Here is a 13,808-nt window from a genome sequence, read left to right as displayed (position 1 = left end):
GCACCCGGCCGCGCCGACCGCGGTCCACGCCGCCGCGCGCGAGCCGCCCGCACCCTCGACCTGCGTGCCGGGCCGGGCGGCGGGAGGATGGGCCGCATGCTGCTGGCCGAGGTCGCGCGCGTGTCCCGGGAGGTCGCCGGGACCGCCGCCCGCTCCCGCAAGACCGCCCTGCTCGCGGAGGTGTTCGCGTCCGCCCCCGCCGAGGAGGTCGCCCTGGTCGTCTCCTATCTTTCCGGCCGCCTTCCCCAGGGCCGCCCGGGTGTCGGCTGGCGGACCCTGGGCCGGGAAACGGCCCCGGCGCCGGGCCCCTCCCTGACCGTACGGGCCGTGGACGACGCGGTGTCCGCGCTGGCCGCGGTCGCGGGCCCCGGCGCGCAGGCGGAGCGCCGGCGGATCGTGGACGGCCTGCTGGGCGCCGCCACCGTCGAGGAACAGGCGTTCCTGCGCGGCCTGCTGTCCGGGGAGGTGCGCCAGGGGGCCCTGGACGCGGTGGCCCTGGAAGGCGTGGCCAAGGCCGCCGGGGTACCGGCCGCGGACCTGCGCCGGGCCGTGATGCTGGAGGGCTCGCTGCCCCGGGCGGCCGCGGCGGTACTGACCGGAGGGGCCGCGGCGCTGCGCGGGGTGACCCTGCGCGTCGGGCAGCCCGTGCGGCCGATGCTCGCCGGGACCGCGCGGTCGGTGGCCGACGCCCTCGTCGCGCTGGGGCCCTGCGCCGTGGAGGAGAAGCTCGACGGGATCCGCGTCCAGGTCCACCGGTCGGGGGACGAGGTGCGGATCCACACCCGCTCCCTGGACGAGATCACCGACCGGCTGCCGGAGGTGGTGGAACTGGCGCGGAGCCTGCCGGGGGAGAGGTTCGTCCTCGACGGCGAGGTCATCGGTCAGGATGCCGGCGGCCGCCCGGTGCCCTTCCAGGAGATCGCGAGCCGGGTCGGCTCCCGGGTGGACGTGGCGGCGGCGCGGCGCGCCCTCCCGGTGCACGCGTACTTCTTCGACCTGCTGGCCCTCGGCGACCGGGTGCTGCTCGACCTGCCCGTCCGTGAACGCCACGCGGCTCTCGCCGCCCTGGTCCCCGAGGCCTGGCGGGTGCGTCGGCTGGTGGTGGACGATCCGCTCGCCGGTGCGGCCGAGGCCGAGGAGTTCCTGGCCGGGGCGCTGAGCCGGGGGCACGAAGGGGTCGTCGTCAAGGCGCTGGACTCGGTCTACGCGGCCGGCCGGCGCGGCAAGCGATGGCTGAAGGTCAAACCCGTGCACACCCTCGACCTGGTGGTGCTCGCCGCCGAGTGGGGCCACGGCCGCCGCACCGGCCTGCTGTCGAACCTGCACCTGGGCGCGCGGACCGCCGACGGCACGTACGCGATGCTGGGCAAGACCTTCAAGGGACTGACGGACGAGATGCTGCGCTGGCAGACCGGACGTCTGACCGAGCTGGCGCAGGGGGACGACGGCTTCACCGTCCGGGTCCGGCCCGAGCTGGTGGTGGAGATCGCCTACGACGGGCTGCAACGCTCACCCCGCTACCCGGCCGGTGTCGCCCTGCGCTTCGCCCGGGTCCTGCGCCACCGGCCGGACAAGAGCGCCGAGGAGGCGGACACGGTGGAGACGGTCCTGGAGCAGGGAGGCGCCCGCACCACGTGAGGAGGGGGCGGAACGAATGGTTTTGCCTCAGAGGCAAGAAAATTGCCAGCAGGGTAAGAATCTGACTCAATCAGAGGTATGAACCCCCGAGCCGAGGGCCCGGACCGCCACGACGACGGCCTGCCCGAAGACCTGCCCGCCGTCGCGCCGCAGCTGCGTGAACTGCGCCGACGCGCGGGCCTCACGCTGGAGGCCGCCGCGGCCAGGGCCAGGCTCTCGCCCGCGCACCTGTCCCGCCTGGAGACCGGACGGCGCCAGCCCTCGCTGCCGCTGCTGCTCGGGCTCGCCCGCACCTACGGTACGACGGTCTCCGAGCTGCTGGGCGAGAATCCGGCCGTCGCGGATCCCATCGTACGGGCCGGTGGTCCCGGGGCCCGCGAGGCCGACGGGTGGACGTACTGGCAGGCCGGGGGCTCCGGACGGGGGATGCAGGCGCTGCGCGTGCACGTGCCCCAGGGGCGCAGCCAGGGCGAGCTGGTCCGCGTCCACCCCGGGGAGGAGTGGCTGTACGTGCTCACCGGACAGCTGCGGCTGCACCTGGGGGAGACCGAGTACCTGCTGGAGCCGGGGGACAGCGCGCACTTCGACTCGCTCACCCCGCACCGGATCGCCGCGCCGGGTCACGGCGGAGCCGAGCTGCTGTTCGTCCACACCCTGCTGCAGAGCAACCTCGCCGGGCTGTGCCTCGGCGGCGCCTCCACCACGCAGCACCGCTAGCCGAGGAGCCGTACCCATGACCAAGGAGGAGACCATGCCCACCACGTCCGAGAAGACCGCGGCCACGTCCGAGGCGACGGGCACCGGGGCCGAGGAGACCGGCACGACGGCCGGGACCGCCGCCGGCACGACGGCCGGGACCGCCGCCGGCGCCACGGCCGGGACCGCCGCCGGTACCGACGCCGCGGCCCAGCCGGCCGGTCTGCTGGGCCGCATCGAGTCGCGGTTCCCCCGCGGCCTGGTCATCCGGCTGATCGCGTACCTCTTCGTCGGTCACCTCTTCGCCTTCTTCGTCTACCTCCTCTTCGTGCTGGGCGGCCAGAACCAGTAGTCGCGCCCCTCCGGGATCCCGCAGGGCACCACCGGACGGCGTACCCAGCCGAGCACCAGCACGGAGGCCGCCGCGGCGAAGGCGCACCAGGTGGAGGCGAATTCCAGCCGCCACAGCGCCGCGCAGACCAGCGCCCCGGCGGCCAGGACGGCGCCCAGCACCCGCAGCCGCCGGTCCCCGGTGAGCAGCAGCGCCCCGAGGGTGGCGTAGAGGCAGCCCGCGAGGACCAGCGGTACGTACGGGACGTCCACCCCGTACCCGACCAGGCGGCCCCGTACCTCGGCGGTCACCGGCCGCGTAGCGAGGCAGTACGCCAGGACCGCGGCGGTGCCGGTCCCGACGGCCGCCGGCCCCCGGAGCCGCCGCGGGGCCCCGGGCCCGGCGGCGACCAGCACCCCGAGCGGCACCCACACCGGCAGCACGGGCAGGGCGATCATCGCCCAGGCCGTGGTGGCCGGACCGCAGCCGCCGCCCGCGTGCCGGACGGCGGCCTCGACCAGCTGGTGCGCGCCCAGCAGCGGCAGCGCCGCGACGGGCAGGTCGCCGGCCCGCCGCACCCGGGCGAGGCACACCACTCCGACGGCGGTCACCACGGTGCCCGCCGTCAGGTCCGCGGCCGTGCTCCAGCACATGGCGGGCTCCCACCGGTCGGGCTCGTGGGGACGTCCGGGCCGGTTCCCGGGAAGCGGTCGTCACCCCTCACTCCTGGACTCCTCACCCCTGGACTCCTCGCCCCCGGCCGCCGCCGGTGGCTCCAGCGGCGGCGCACCGACCGGGCACTGCATGCGGCACTGCTGGTGGGGGTGGGGCTCCCCGGGCGCCGGGGAGCGTACGGTCGCGAACGCCAGGGCCGCCCCCACCAGCAGGGCCCCCGCGCACCAGGGCATGGCGCGGTCGAAGGCGGCGTCGAAGGCCTCCGCCGACAGGTAGGTGTCCGGGCCCATCCCCGCCAGCAACGGCAGCGCCGCCACCGCGAGGAGCCCGGCGGCCCGCGCGGCGGCGTTGTTGATGCCGCTGGCCAGGCCCGCCCGGCCCGGGTCCACCGAGGCCAGGACGGTCGCCGTCAGCGGAGCCACCAGGGTGACCATTCCGCAGCCCATCACCACCATGGCCGGCAGCACGTCCTGCACGTAGGAGGCGTCCGGGCCCACCCGCAGGGTCAGCAGCATCCCGGCCGCGCACAGCAGCGGCCCCACCGTGAGCGGGATCCGCGGTCCGATCCGCTCCCCGAGCGCGGCCGAGCGGGCCGACAACAGCAGCATCAGCAGGGTGGCCGGGAGCAGCGCGGCCCCGGCGGCCAGTGCCGAGTAACCGGACACCACCTGGAGCTGGAGCACGACGAGGAAGAAGAACCCGCCGAAGGCCGCGTAGACGCACAGGGTGACCAGGTTGACGGCGGTGAAAAGCCGGGAGGCGAAGATGTCCGGTGGAACCATCGGGTCCGGCCGCCGCCGTTCCACGCACACGAACGCGGCGCCCAGCAGGACCCCGCCCACCGCCGCGGCCACGATCAGCGCCGACCCGCTCCTGGCCTCGATCAGGGCGTAGGTGATCAGGGCCAGCGACCCCGCGCCCAGGAGGGCGCCGGCCACGTCGAACCGCCCGTGCGCCGCCGGGTCCCGCGATTCCGGTACGTGTCTCAGCGCCACCGGCACGCACAGCGCGGCGACCGGCACGTTCAGCAGGAACACCCACCGCCAGCCCGGCCCGTCCACCAGCCACCCGCCGAGGAACGGCCCGACCGCGGCGCCCATCCCGCCGAACCCCGACCACAGGCCGATGGCGCGGGCCCGGTCGTCGCGGTGGATCGACCCCTGGATCAGTGCCAGCGAACCGGGCGTCAGCAGCGCGCCGCCGACGCCCTGGAAGGCGCGGGCGGCGATCAGCACCCCGGCGCCGGGCGCGAGCCCGCACACCAGCGAGCCCGCCGCGAACCACACCACCCCGAGCACGAAGATCCGGCGCCGCCCGAACCGGTCGCCGAGCGCCCCGCCCACCAGGATCAGCCCGGCCAGGGTCAGCAGATAGGCGTTCACGGTCCACTGGAGCACCGCCATGTCGGCGCCGAGATCGACTCCGATGCGCGGGAGCGCCACGTTGACGACGGTCGAGTCCAGCAACGCCATGCTCGACCCGAGCACGGTGGCGAGCAGGATCCACCGCCCCTGGGCGGACCGCAGCGGAACACCGGGCGCGGGTTCGGTCATGCCCCCAGGCTGGCGCGCCCCGCCCGGAAGGGCCACCCGGCAGGCACATGGCGTGCGCGGACCGGAGCGAAGTCGGCCGGATAGGCCCTCTTGTGAGGGACGTGACGACACGCTCACCACGATCCGCCGCCGGGCCCGCCGCCGGCGCCTCCGTCACCATCGCGGACACCCCGGTGACCGCCACCGCCGACGCGCAGGGCCGCTCCGAGGTCACCCTGCCCCACGGCACCTGCGACCTGAACGCCACCCACTCGTCGCGCTGCCCCACCGGCGGCACCAACGGGGACATCCCGAGCACCGCGACGCCCAACCCGGCCCTGTACCCCTTCGGGGACGACCTCGTCGCGGGCCGGCCGGCAGCGGCTCGGGCGTCTCCACCGCCGTCACCGCCACCGCGCCGCACCGCAGTTACGTGATCGAGTGGCGGCGGGTGTCCCACCGGCCGTCGCCGCCCGCCGCCCCCCGCATTCGGGTGGCGGGGGGCGACAGGGACGCGACGTGCGCGGGAGGGCGGGTGGGGGGACGTAGCGTGCCCGGCATGATGACGCGCCGCTTGCAGGCGGGCCCCATCGAGGCCCTCGTCCGCCGCGCCGACCCGGAAGCCGTCTGGGCGGCGGGGTCGGCGGACTCCGTTCACGCGGGCTCGCCCGGTGACGGGGACACCCCCCTCGACGTGGGCGGACTCACGGCCGTGCTCGCGCTGTGGCCCGTGCTCGGGAGCCTCGTCGCCGCCGGGGACCTCGCGCTGCACACCCCGCTGACCGCCTACGGGGAAGGGGCCGCGGCGGGACTGCCCGGTGCGGCGACTGCCCACCACCTGCTCACGCACGGCGAGGGGCCGCCCGCCCTCGCCGCCCTCACCCGTCTCGCCGAACACCTCACCGGCACCCCGCTGGCCGAGTGCGCCACGACCCGTATCTGGCGGCCGCTGGGCATGGACCGCACCCGCTTCGCCGACGGCACCCTGTACGCGCCGCTCGCCGACCTGGTCCGCTTCCCGCGCCACCTGCTGTCCACCGCCGACCATCCCATCAGCCGGGCCTGGACGGCCGAATCCCTGCGCATCCGCACCGGGGAGCTCACCCCCTCCCGCGGCCTGCTCTGGCACCCCGCCCCCGCCGGGGTGTGGGCCCACCACCCGCCGGCCGCCACCGGCCCGGCGCTGTGGGTCTCCCCGCGGCACGACCGCTGGGCCGCCCTGCTGCCCGGCGCCGCGCCCGCACCCGCCCCCGCGGCCCCTCCCGCCACAGCGCTGCGCACCGCGTTCCGCGAGGCCGTCTTCTGTGAAACTCCCGTAGCCTGAAGGGCTGTTGTACGATCCGGCCACGATGACGAAGACCCACTGGAAGAACCCCGACGCGCCCCGGCCCCCGACCCCCTGGGACGAGATCACCCCCGGCCTCTGGATGGGCGGCCACGTCTACGCCGACGCCGACGGCGAGCTGCGCCCTGCCGTCGTCACCGACGAGTTCGACCTCGTGATCAGCCTCTACACCCGCCCCGGCCACGGCCCCGGCCCGGCCGCCGAGCACCTGGTCGGGGAGATGCCCGACGCGCCCCTGAACGCCGCCCAGCTCGACACCGTCCGCCGCCTGGCCGACACGGCGGGGCGGGCCCTGGACGCGGGGCGCCGGACCCTGGTGCGTTGCTACTACGGGTACAACCGCTCCGGCCTCGTGGTCGCCCAGTGCCTGGTCGGCCGGGGGGCCACGGCGGAAGAAGCGGTCGGCCTCATCCGGAGCAGGCGCTCCCCCTGGGCCCTGCACAACCGGCTCTTCACCGCATACCTCGACAGCGGGCTGGACGCCGCGTTCCTGCTCGCAGGCCCGGACCCACTCCCGTAGCGCAGTCGGAGCGCGCGCCGGGAGGGGCCGACGTACGGTGATGCCGGAGTCGCCGTCCGCAGCAGCCCGGCCCGTGCCGAGGCCCGCGGACGGAGGCGCAGCACCCAGCCGCCGTTCCAGCCGCACCCCCGCGAGGAGCCCATGTCCGACGCCGTGACCGCGCAGGCCACCGACCCGGACGTCGAGGCCCTCGACGCCTTGTGCCGGGACCTCGCCGAGGCCGCCGACGCCGTGGGCGAGGCCGCCCGGTACGCTTCCGGGCTCGCCCTCGGCGCCCGCCTCCCGGCCGCCGCCCTCTGCGGCGGCGGCAGGCCGCGCCGGGCCTGGCGGACCCTGCTGCGCACCCTCACCGACCCGGCCGGCCTCGGCTGGGCCCCGCGCGGGCGGGGCGTGGCGCGGGCCGGGTGGTTCGCCGGGATCCTGGCCCGCCGGGAGAACCTGGCCGTGACCACCGCCGTCTGCGGGCTCAGGGCGCGGATCCACGTCGCCGGGGTCGGCCGCCCCGACCTGCTCGCGGACCCGGACTGCGCCGCGGTCCTGCGGGCGGTGGCGCAGGGGCGGCAGGACGAGGCGGCCCGGGCGTTCCGGACCCTGCTGCGCGAACGGGGCGCCGGGGAGGCCTTCACCCTCCTGGCCCCGACCTTCGCGGACGTCCTGGCCTGGCACGCACTGACCGACGAGAACCCCTTCAACGACCACGCGGGCTGGCAGGTGGCCACCGGCCGGGCCGTGACCGCCGAACCGCTCCTGGGGCTGGGCGCCGCACTGCGCGCGTTCTTCTCCCGCGGCGACGGCTCGGACGACGCCCCTGGCCCCGGCCCCGGCGCCGGGCTGCTGGAGGCGCTCGACACCACCGGCACCCTCGCCGGGTACGTCGGCAACACGGGCCTGCTCGGCGCGACCGACACCCTGCTGGTCCAGCGGGTGACCGGCGTCGGCGGCCGGCACCGCCACGTGCTCCAACTGGCCGACCGGGACGCGTGGCGGGTGCGGGACGTGGTCCGCGCCGTACGGGCGCTGATTCCCTCGGGCGCCGAACTCGTCCTGGTCGGACACCGGCTGGGCGCCGTCGYCGCCATGGACCTGGCCCGGGACCGCGACCTCACCGCCGTCTACCGCATCACGCACCTGTACGCCGTCGGCTCCCCGGCCGACGCCCGCACCCCCCTCGATCCGCGCACCCGCGTCCACCGGCTGGCTTCGGCGGGTGCCGTCGGCAGGACCTGGTCCGCCGCCGACGGCCGGGTCACCGGGAGCAGGCTGCTCCCGCTCGGCGACGCGGACCGCCCACGGACGACGACCTCCCGGAGGAACCCGTGACCGACGTGCCCCGGCTGCCCCCGCCCGCCCCGGCCGACGGCCTGCGCGGCCACTGCGCGGCCCTGCGCTCCCACGCCCACCGGCTGCGGGCGGGCGCGGCGGCGCTGGAATGGCGGGGCCCTCAGGCCGACGCCTTCCGCGCCGAGGTCGCCGCCCTCGCCGACCGCTGCGCCCGGGCCGCGGACGGCTTCGCGCTCGCCGCCGCCCAGCTCGACGGGGTCCACGGCGGTGTCCGGGGCGGGGTCCAGGGAGGGGTCCACGGCGGGGTCACAGCACGAGGGACAGCAGCAGGACGGAGCCGAGGCCGACCACCGAGATGATGGTCTCCATCACCGACCAGGTCTTGAGGGTCTGCCCGACGCTCATGCCGAAGTACTCCTTGACCAGCCAGAACCCGGCGTCGTTGACATGGCTGAAGAACAGCGAGCCGGAGCCGATCGCCAGGACCAGCAGGGCGGTCTCCGTCGTGGACGCGCCCGCCGCGAGGGGGGCCACGAGACCGGCCGCCGAGATGGTGGCCACCGTGGCCGACCCGGTGGCCAGCCGGATCGCCACCGCGATCAGCCAGGCCAGCAGCAGGGTCGGGATGGACCAGCTCTTCGACAGGTCCAGGATCATCCCACCCACACCGGCGTCGATGAGGGTCTGCTTGAACCCGCCGCCGGCGCCCACGATCAGCAGGATGCCGGCGATCGGCGCGAGGGACTTCTCCACCGTCGAGGAGATCCGTTCCCGGGTGAACCCGGCCGCCCGGCCGAGGGTGAACATCCCCACGAGCACGGCCGACAGGAGGGCGATCAGCGGCGATCCGGCGACGTCGGTGACCTTCTGCAGCGCGTTGGCGGGGTCGTTGACAACGATGTCGACGAGGGCCTTGACCAGCATCAGCACCACCGGCAGCAGCACGGTGCAGACCGTGGCCCCGAAGCGGGGCCGGTGCGCGGCCCCTTCCGACGGACGCGCGGGGACCATGTGCTCCGGCGCCGGTATGTCCACCCAGCGGGCGGCGTACCGGGAGAACAGCGGTCCCGCGATGATCACCGTCGGGACGGCGACGAGCACGCCGAGGGCGAGGGTGACGCCCAGGTTCGCGTGCAGGGCGTCGACGGCGACCAGCGGGCCGGGGTGCGGCGGTATCAGCCCGTGCATGACCGACAGCCCGGCCAGCGCCGGGATGCCGATGCGCATCAGGGAGTGGTTGCCGCGCTTGGCGACCAGCAGCACCACCGGGATCAGCAGCACGATGCCGACCTCGAAGAAGAGCGGCAGGCCGATCACCGAGGCGATCAGCACCATGGCCCAGGGCATCGACCGGCCCTTGGCGCGGGCCAGGATCGTGTCGACGATCTCGTCCGCGCCGCCGGAGTCCGCGAGGAGCTTCCCGAGGATCGCGCCGAGCGCGATGAGTACGCCGACGCCCGCGACCGTGGCACCGAGCCCGGCGGTGAAGCTGGCGATCGTCTTGTTCAGCGGAGCGCCCGCGAAGGAGCCGAGGGTCAGCGAACCGACCGTCAGGGCCAGGAAGGCGTGCATCTTGAGGCGGGTGATCAGCAGGACGATGACGGCGATGCCGAGCAGGACCGCGATGCCCAACTGGGCGTTCCCGGCCGAGGTTATGGGCTCGGGAGCGGCCGCCGCCAGTGTCTCGACGCTGAGACCGGTCACGGTGGGGTTCCTCACTCTGTGGAGGTGTGGGTGGGGGGGGGATGCTAGAGGCCGCGCAGGGCCGCGAGCGCCCGTGCGGTGATCTCCTCGGGGGTGCCGGCGACGTCGACGGCGACCCCCGGCTCGTCCGCCCCGAGCGGTTCGAGCGTGGCGAACTGGGAGTCGAGCAGCGTGGCGGGCATGAAATGGCCCGTGCGTGAGCGCATCCGCCCCTCGATCAGCGCCCGTTCCCCGGTGAGGTGAACGAACACGGTCCCGGGTGCGGTGGTGCGCAGCCGGTCGCGGTAGGCCCGCTTGAGGCAGGAGGCGGCCACCACGCCGCCGCCGTGCCCCGCCCGGTCGTGGACCCACTCGCCGACGGCGTCCAGCCAGGGCCCGCGGTCCTCGTCGCCCAGCGGGATGCCGGCGGACATCTTCGCCACGTTGGCCGCCGGATGGAAGGCGTCGCCCTCTGCGTAGGGGAGGCCGAGGGCCTCCGCGAGCAGCCGGCCCACGGTCGTCTTGCCCGTGCCGGTCACGCCCATCACCACAATGACGCGCTGGGAACCCACGCCGTACCTCGCTGTCCTCGTTGACATCGGCCCCGGGCGGGGGAGGCCCGGGCGGGCACCACTGAACCCTATTAAGTAGTACTTATTCAAGGGTTCGGCGGCAAACATCACACCTTTGGTTCGCCCTGGCGTCACCGTACGCTTACGCCATGACCACCGAAGGCAGTCCGGTCCCAGGACTCCACACCCAGGTACTGGACACCCTCGGCCTGGCGATCACGGCGGGGGAGTACCCGCCCGGCAGCGTGCTGCGCACCGACGAGATCGCCACGCGCTTCGACGCCTCCCGCACCGTCGTGCGCGAGGTGGTGCGCGTCCTGGAGTCGATGCAGCTGGTCGAGTCCCGCCGCCGCGTCGGCGTCACCGTCCGCCCCGCCGAGGAGTGGAACGTCTACGACCCGCGCGTCATCCGCTGGCGCCTCGCCGGCGCCGACCGCCCCCGCCAGCTGCGCTCCCTGACCGTCCTGCGTTCGGCCGTCGAACCCGTAGCGGCCGGCCTCGCCGCCCTGCACGCCACCCCGGAGCAGTGCGCCCGTCTCACCGAAGCGGCCCTCGGCATGGTCCGCACCTCGCGAGGCCACCAGCTGGAGGGCTACCTCCACCACGACGTCGCCTTCCACCGCATCGTGCTGAACGCCTCCGGCAACGAGATGTTCGCCCGCCTGGGCGACGTCGTCGCCGAGGTGCTCACCGGCCGCACCGAGCACTCCGTGATGTTCCCCGACCCCGACCCGGCCGCCGTCACCCTCCACGTCCGCGTCGCCGAGGCGGTACGGGAAGGGGACTCCGCCGCGGCCGAGGCCCTCACACGGCAGATCGCCCTCGGCGCCCTGGAGGAACTGGACGTCCTCGCGCCGTAAACGCCCGGCCCCCGGTGAGCCGTCAGTCCTCGAAGGGGACGAACCGGGCGAGCGAAGTCCACTCCAGGGGACGCAGGATCGCGGCCAGCCGGGCGAACGGGTCCTCCGCGGCCGTCTGGAACCACATCACCGAGAGTTCCGTGTGCCCGGGATCCGTGATGCCCTCGGGTAGCCACCACGACTTCAGCCGCGCGCGAACCGTCTCCCGCGGCAGCCACTCGTCGAGCCGGCTCTCCGCATCGGCCCGCAGCACGTCGAGATCGTGCACGTACAGGTGCGGGTACGCCGCCATCGCCGTCCCGATGCGCAGCAGGCTCATGCGGCGGTGCAGGTACGGCGTCCCTTCGAGCATGCCCTCCCGGTTGTCCTCCACCGTGAGCGCGCGCAGCTCGGCCCGCACCGGTCCCACCTCGTAGCCGCGCAGTTCGTGAATCCTCGCCCCGTTCATGAGCCAGAGAGTAGGGATGTCCGACAAGCGCACCAAACGACTTTCGCGACACGCTCCCGTGCGCCCGGCAGGACCCCCGGCCGACCGGTACGGAGGGCCACGCGGGTGCGCCACACTGGGCGCGTGCGCGGACATGCCCGGGGAAACGACGGCGGACCCGCCTCCTTCGTGGGGCGGGACGCCGAACTCGCCGCGTTGCGGGCGGCCCTGACGGAACGGCGGCTGATCACCCTGACCGGACCCGCCGGCGTCGGCAAGACCCGGCTGGCCCGGCAGGCCCTGGACCCGGACGCCGCCGGAGCCGCCGGTCCCGGCGCGCCCGGACCGTGCTTCCCCGACGGGATCCACTGGGCCGACCTCGCCCCGCTGCCCGGTGACCGGCTGCTCCTGGACGCCGTCGCGGACGCGCTCGACCTCGCCGACCACACCCCGCGCACCCTCGCCGAAGCGGTGCATGCGTGGATCCGCCCGCGCCGGCTGCTCCTCGTACTGGACTGCTGCGAACACCTCATCGGGGCCCTGCGGATCCTCGTACGGGACCTGCTCGACGCCGCCCCGCACCTCGTCGTGCTGCTGACCAGCCGCGAGCCCCTCGCGCTGGCCGGCGAACACGTCCTGCCGGTCGGGCCGCTGCCGCACGAGGAGCCGGCGGGGGAGGCCCTCGCCCTCTTCACCGCGCGGGCGGACACCGTGCGCCCCGCGCGGGCATCCGAGTGGACCCCGTCCCGGCTGGCCGCCGCCCGTGCGATCTGCGCCCGCCTCGAAGGGGTCCCCCTCGCGCTGGAACTCGCCGCCGCCCAGCTGACGGACCACACCGTGGAGGAACTCGCCGACCGGCTCTCCCGCCGGATCGGCCCGCTGCCCGGCGGCGCGGGGGACCGGCCTCCCCGCCACCGGGCGCTGCGCACCGCCATCGGCTGGAGCCACGAGTGGTGCACCCCCGCCGAACGCCTCCTGTGGCTGCGGCTCTCCGTCTTCGGCGGCACCTTCGACGAGGCCGCGGCCCGCGCCGTGTGCTCCGCGCCCCCGCTCGCCGCCACGGACGTGGCCCCGCTCCTCGCCTCGCTCGTCGCCAAGTCCGTCGTCCGCCGCGGCCCGGACGGCGCCGGCCACCGCATGCTCGACACGATCCGCGAGTACGGGGCCATGTGGTGCGACGGCATCGGCGAACGCGACGCGCTGCGCGCCCGGCACGCGCACCACTTCCTGGAACTGGTGCGCGCCGCCGACGAGGACTGGCCGGGCCCCGGGCAGCGCGGCGCCTACCGCGGGGTCGCCGCCGCGTACGGGGACATCTGCGCGGCCCTCGACCACCTGCTGGCCACCGAGCCCACCGCCGCCCTCGAACTGGCCGGCCGGGTCGGCTTCTTCTGGGCCTGCTGCGGATGCCTCCACGTGGCCCGCTCGTACCTGGAACGGGCCCTTTACGCCGCCCGCCCCGAGGACGTGGACACCGCCGGCCGGGTGCGCGCCCTGTGGGCCCTCGGGGTGACCCTGCTCCTCCAGGGCGAGCACGAGGAGGCGCACCGGCTCGCGGTGGCCTGCGAGGCCCTGGCCGCGCGGCCCGACGCGGGACCGGGCCCGGCCCTCGACGCCGCCTACCTGCTGGGCGTCAGCCACCTGCTGGCGGGCCGCCCGCTGGCCGCCCGGATCGTGGCCGACAACGCCCTGGAGGCCTTCCCCGGCACGCCCTTCGACTCCGGCCCCCGACTGCGCTGCAGCCTCGTCCGGGTGTTCGCGCTCACCGGCACCGGGCTCTTCACCGACGCGCGGGAGGAGGCCGAGCGGCTGCGGGCGGCCTGCGTGGAGCGGCAGGAGTACTGGACGCGGGCCTACGCCGACTACCAGCTGGCGCTGATCCGCCTGTTCGAGGGTCGCCCCGCGGAGTCCGCCGAACACGCGGGGGCGATGCTGGAGAGCAAGCGGGAGCTCGGTGACAGCTTCGGCACCGCCCTCGGCCTCGACCTGCTGGCCGCGGCCCGGGCCGCGAACGGCGACGGGGCGGGCGGCGCGCACGCCTACGGAGCCGGCCACGCCTACTGGCAGGCGGTCGGCCACCCGCAGCGCGGCACACCGGAACTGCGCTCCGTACGGGAGGAGTTCGAGCGCACCGCCCGGGCGGCCCTCGGGGACGCGGGGTACGAGGCCGCCTTCGCGGAGGGGGTCCGCCACGGACAGGCCCTACGCGGCCGCCCCCACCCCGGCTGACCGGCCCCCGGCGGACCGG

General features: G+C 75.6%; 15 protein-coding genes. 10 read left to right on the top strand and 5 right to left on the bottom strand.

The features are described 5' to 3' along the window. Window positions 1–96: 96 nt before the first annotated feature. The 3 genes from AB4039_RS32310 to AB4039_RS32300 all read left to right on the top strand — a co-directional run bounded on the left by AB4039_RS32310 (window position 97) and on the right by AB4039_RS32300 (window position 2,686). Complete coding sequence (locus tag AB4039_RS32310; protein ID WP_266847160.1) at window positions 97–1,638, top strand: ATP-dependent DNA ligase; 1,542 nt, start codon at window positions 97–99, stop codon at window positions 1,636–1,638. Between the two features lie 78 nt (window positions 1,639–1,716). Next, window positions 1,717–2,355 (top strand): XRE family transcriptional regulator, encoded by a 639-nt coding sequence (locus tag AB4039_RS32305; protein ID WP_266847161.1) that lies wholly within the window; start codon window positions 1,717–1,719, stop codon window positions 2,353–2,355. Window positions 2,356–2,371: 16 nt separating this feature from the next. Beyond that, a complete protein-coding gene (locus AB4039_RS32300; protein ID WP_442272442.1) occupies window positions 2,372–2,686 on the top strand; it encodes a DUF6126 family protein in 315 nt (104 codons plus the stop codon). Here AB4039_RS32300 and AB4039_RS32295 read toward each other — a convergent pair. Together AB4039_RS32295 and AB4039_RS32290 are read right to left on the bottom strand one after the other, a co-directional pair. Further along, the gene (locus AB4039_RS32295) at window positions 2,650–3,318 is read right to left on the bottom strand and encodes a DUF6629 family protein (RefSeq protein WP_442272441.1); all 669 of its coding nucleotides are present in this window, start codon (window positions 3,316–3,318) and stop codon (window positions 2,650–2,652) included. The two genes, AB4039_RS32300 and AB4039_RS32295, sit on opposite strands and share 37 nt — an antisense overlap. Before the next feature lie 60 nt (window positions 3,319–3,378). Further along, the gene (locus AB4039_RS32290) at window positions 3,379–4,893 is read right to left on the bottom strand and encodes an MFS transporter (protein WP_442272440.1); all 1,515 of its coding nucleotides are present in this window, start codon (window positions 4,891–4,893) and stop codon (window positions 3,379–3,381) included. Window positions 4,894–4,994: 101 nt separating this feature from the next. Between AB4039_RS32290 and AB4039_RS32285 the strand changes: the two genes are divergently transcribed. The 5 genes from AB4039_RS32285 (at window position 4,995) to AB4039_RS32265 (ending at window position 8,377) form a co-directional block, all read left to right on the top strand. Continuing rightward, the gene (locus tag AB4039_RS32285) at window positions 4,995–5,309 is read left to right on the top strand and encodes a hypothetical protein (protein WP_442272439.1); all 315 of its coding nucleotides are present in this window, start codon (window positions 4,995–4,997) and stop codon (window positions 5,307–5,309) included. A gap of 122 nt (window positions 5,310–5,431) precedes the next feature. After that, complete coding sequence (locus AB4039_RS32280) at window positions 5,432–6,196, top strand: hypothetical protein (RefSeq protein WP_442272438.1); 765 nt, start codon at window positions 5,432–5,434, stop codon at window positions 6,194–6,196. A 25-nt stretch (window positions 6,197–6,221) separates the two neighbouring features. Further along, a complete protein-coding gene (locus tag AB4039_RS32275) occupies window positions 6,222–6,737 on the top strand; it encodes a protein-tyrosine phosphatase family protein (protein WP_285538294.1) in 516 nt (171 codons plus the stop codon). 141 nt (window positions 6,738–6,878) lie between these two features. After that, on the top strand, window positions 6,879–8,057 hold the full coding sequence (locus tag AB4039_RS32270) for a hypothetical protein (RefSeq protein WP_442272437.1): 1,179 nt from the start codon (window positions 6,879–6,881) through the stop codon (window positions 8,055–8,057). Beyond that, complete coding sequence (locus tag AB4039_RS32265) at window positions 8,054–8,377, top strand: hypothetical protein (RefSeq protein ID WP_285538298.1); 324 nt, start codon at window positions 8,054–8,056, stop codon at window positions 8,375–8,377. The genes AB4039_RS32270 and AB4039_RS32265 overlap by 4 nt, the downstream gene beginning before the upstream one ends. On the opposite strand, the gene AB4039_RS32260 is transcribed toward AB4039_RS32265, so the two are convergent. Both AB4039_RS32260 and AB4039_RS32255 read right to left on the bottom strand, forming a co-directional pair. After that, a complete protein-coding gene (locus AB4039_RS32260; protein ID WP_442272436.1) occupies window positions 8,325–9,722 on the bottom strand; it encodes a GntT/GntP/DsdX family permease in 1,398 nt (465 codons plus the stop codon). The genes AB4039_RS32265 and AB4039_RS32260 overlap by 53 nt on opposite strands. Window positions 9,723–9,766: 44 nt before the next feature. Next, the gene (locus AB4039_RS32255) at window positions 9,767–10,300 is read right to left on the bottom strand and encodes a gluconokinase (protein ID WP_442272435.1); all 534 of its coding nucleotides are present in this window, start codon (window positions 10,298–10,300) and stop codon (window positions 9,767–9,769) included. Window positions 10,301–10,422: 122 nt separating this feature from the next. Here AB4039_RS32255 and AB4039_RS32250 point away from each other — a divergent pair, with 122 nt between their 5' ends. After that, entirely contained in the window at window positions 10,423–11,133 is a 711-nt protein-coding gene (locus tag AB4039_RS32250) for a FadR/GntR family transcriptional regulator (RefSeq protein ID WP_285538302.1), read from the top strand. Between the two features lie 22 nt (window positions 11,134–11,155). Here AB4039_RS32250 and AB4039_RS32245 read toward each other — a convergent pair whose 3' ends face one another. Further along, the gene (locus tag AB4039_RS32245) at window positions 11,156–11,581 is read right to left on the bottom strand and encodes a hypothetical protein (protein WP_442272434.1); all 426 of its coding nucleotides are present in this window, start codon (window positions 11,579–11,581) and stop codon (window positions 11,156–11,158) included. A 123-nt stretch (window positions 11,582–11,704) separates the two neighbouring features. On the opposite strand from AB4039_RS32245, the gene AB4039_RS32240 reads away from it, so the two are divergent. Beyond that, a complete protein-coding gene (locus AB4039_RS32240; protein WP_442272433.1) occupies window positions 11,705–13,789 on the top strand; it encodes an ATP-binding protein in 2,085 nt (694 codons plus the stop codon). The last annotated feature ends 19 nt before the right edge of the window (window positions 13,790–13,808 follow it).

Origin of the sequence: Streptomyces sp. M-16, from assembly GCF_052114405.1 — a bacterium.
GTDB lineage: Bacteria > Actinomycetota > Actinomycetes > Streptomycetales > Streptomycetaceae > Streptomyces.
The sequence above is the reverse complement of the archived record's forward strand: the minus strand, read 5'-3'. Positions and strand labels throughout refer to the sequence as shown.

What these genes read in the sequence shown, in the direction of transcription:
- AB4039_RS32255 (WP_442272435.1), bottom strand. Translation starts at nt 10,300, where the DNA reads ATGTCAACGAGGACAGCGAGGTACGGCGTGGGTTCCCAGCGCGTCATT.
- AB4039_RS32310 (WP_266847160.1), top strand. Translation starts at nt 97, where the DNA reads ATGCTGCTGGCCGAGGTCGCGCGCGTGTCCCGGGAGGTCGCCGGGACC.
- AB4039_RS32290 (WP_442272440.1), bottom strand. Translation starts at nt 4,893, where the DNA reads ATGACCGAACCCGCGCCCGGTGTTCCGCTGCGGTCCGCCCAGGGGCGG.
- AB4039_RS32250 (WP_285538302.1), top strand. Translation starts at nt 10,423, where the DNA reads ATGACCACCGAAGGCAGTCCGGTCCCAGGACTCCACACCCAGGTACTG.
- AB4039_RS32295 (WP_442272441.1), bottom strand. Translation starts at nt 3,318, where the DNA reads ATGTGCTGGAGCACGGCCGCGGACCTGACGGCGGGCACCGTGGTGACC.
- AB4039_RS32245 (WP_442272434.1), bottom strand. Translation starts at nt 11,581, where the DNA reads ATGAACGGGGCGAGGATTCACGAACTGCGCGGCTACGAGGTGGGACCG.
- AB4039_RS32280 (WP_442272438.1), top strand. Translation starts at nt 5,432, where the DNA reads ATGATGACGCGCCGCTTGCAGGCGGGCCCCATCGAGGCCCTCGTCCGC.
- AB4039_RS32275 (WP_285538294.1), top strand. Translation starts at nt 6,222, where the DNA reads ATGACGAAGACCCACTGGAAGAACCCCGACGCGCCCCGGCCCCCGACC.
- AB4039_RS32305 (WP_266847161.1), top strand. Translation starts at nt 1,717, where the DNA reads ATGAACCCCCGAGCCGAGGGCCCGGACCGCCACGACGACGGCCTGCCC.
- AB4039_RS32300 (WP_442272442.1), top strand. Translation starts at nt 2,372, where the DNA reads ATGACCAAGGAGGAGACCATGCCCACCACGTCCGAGAAGACCGCGGCC.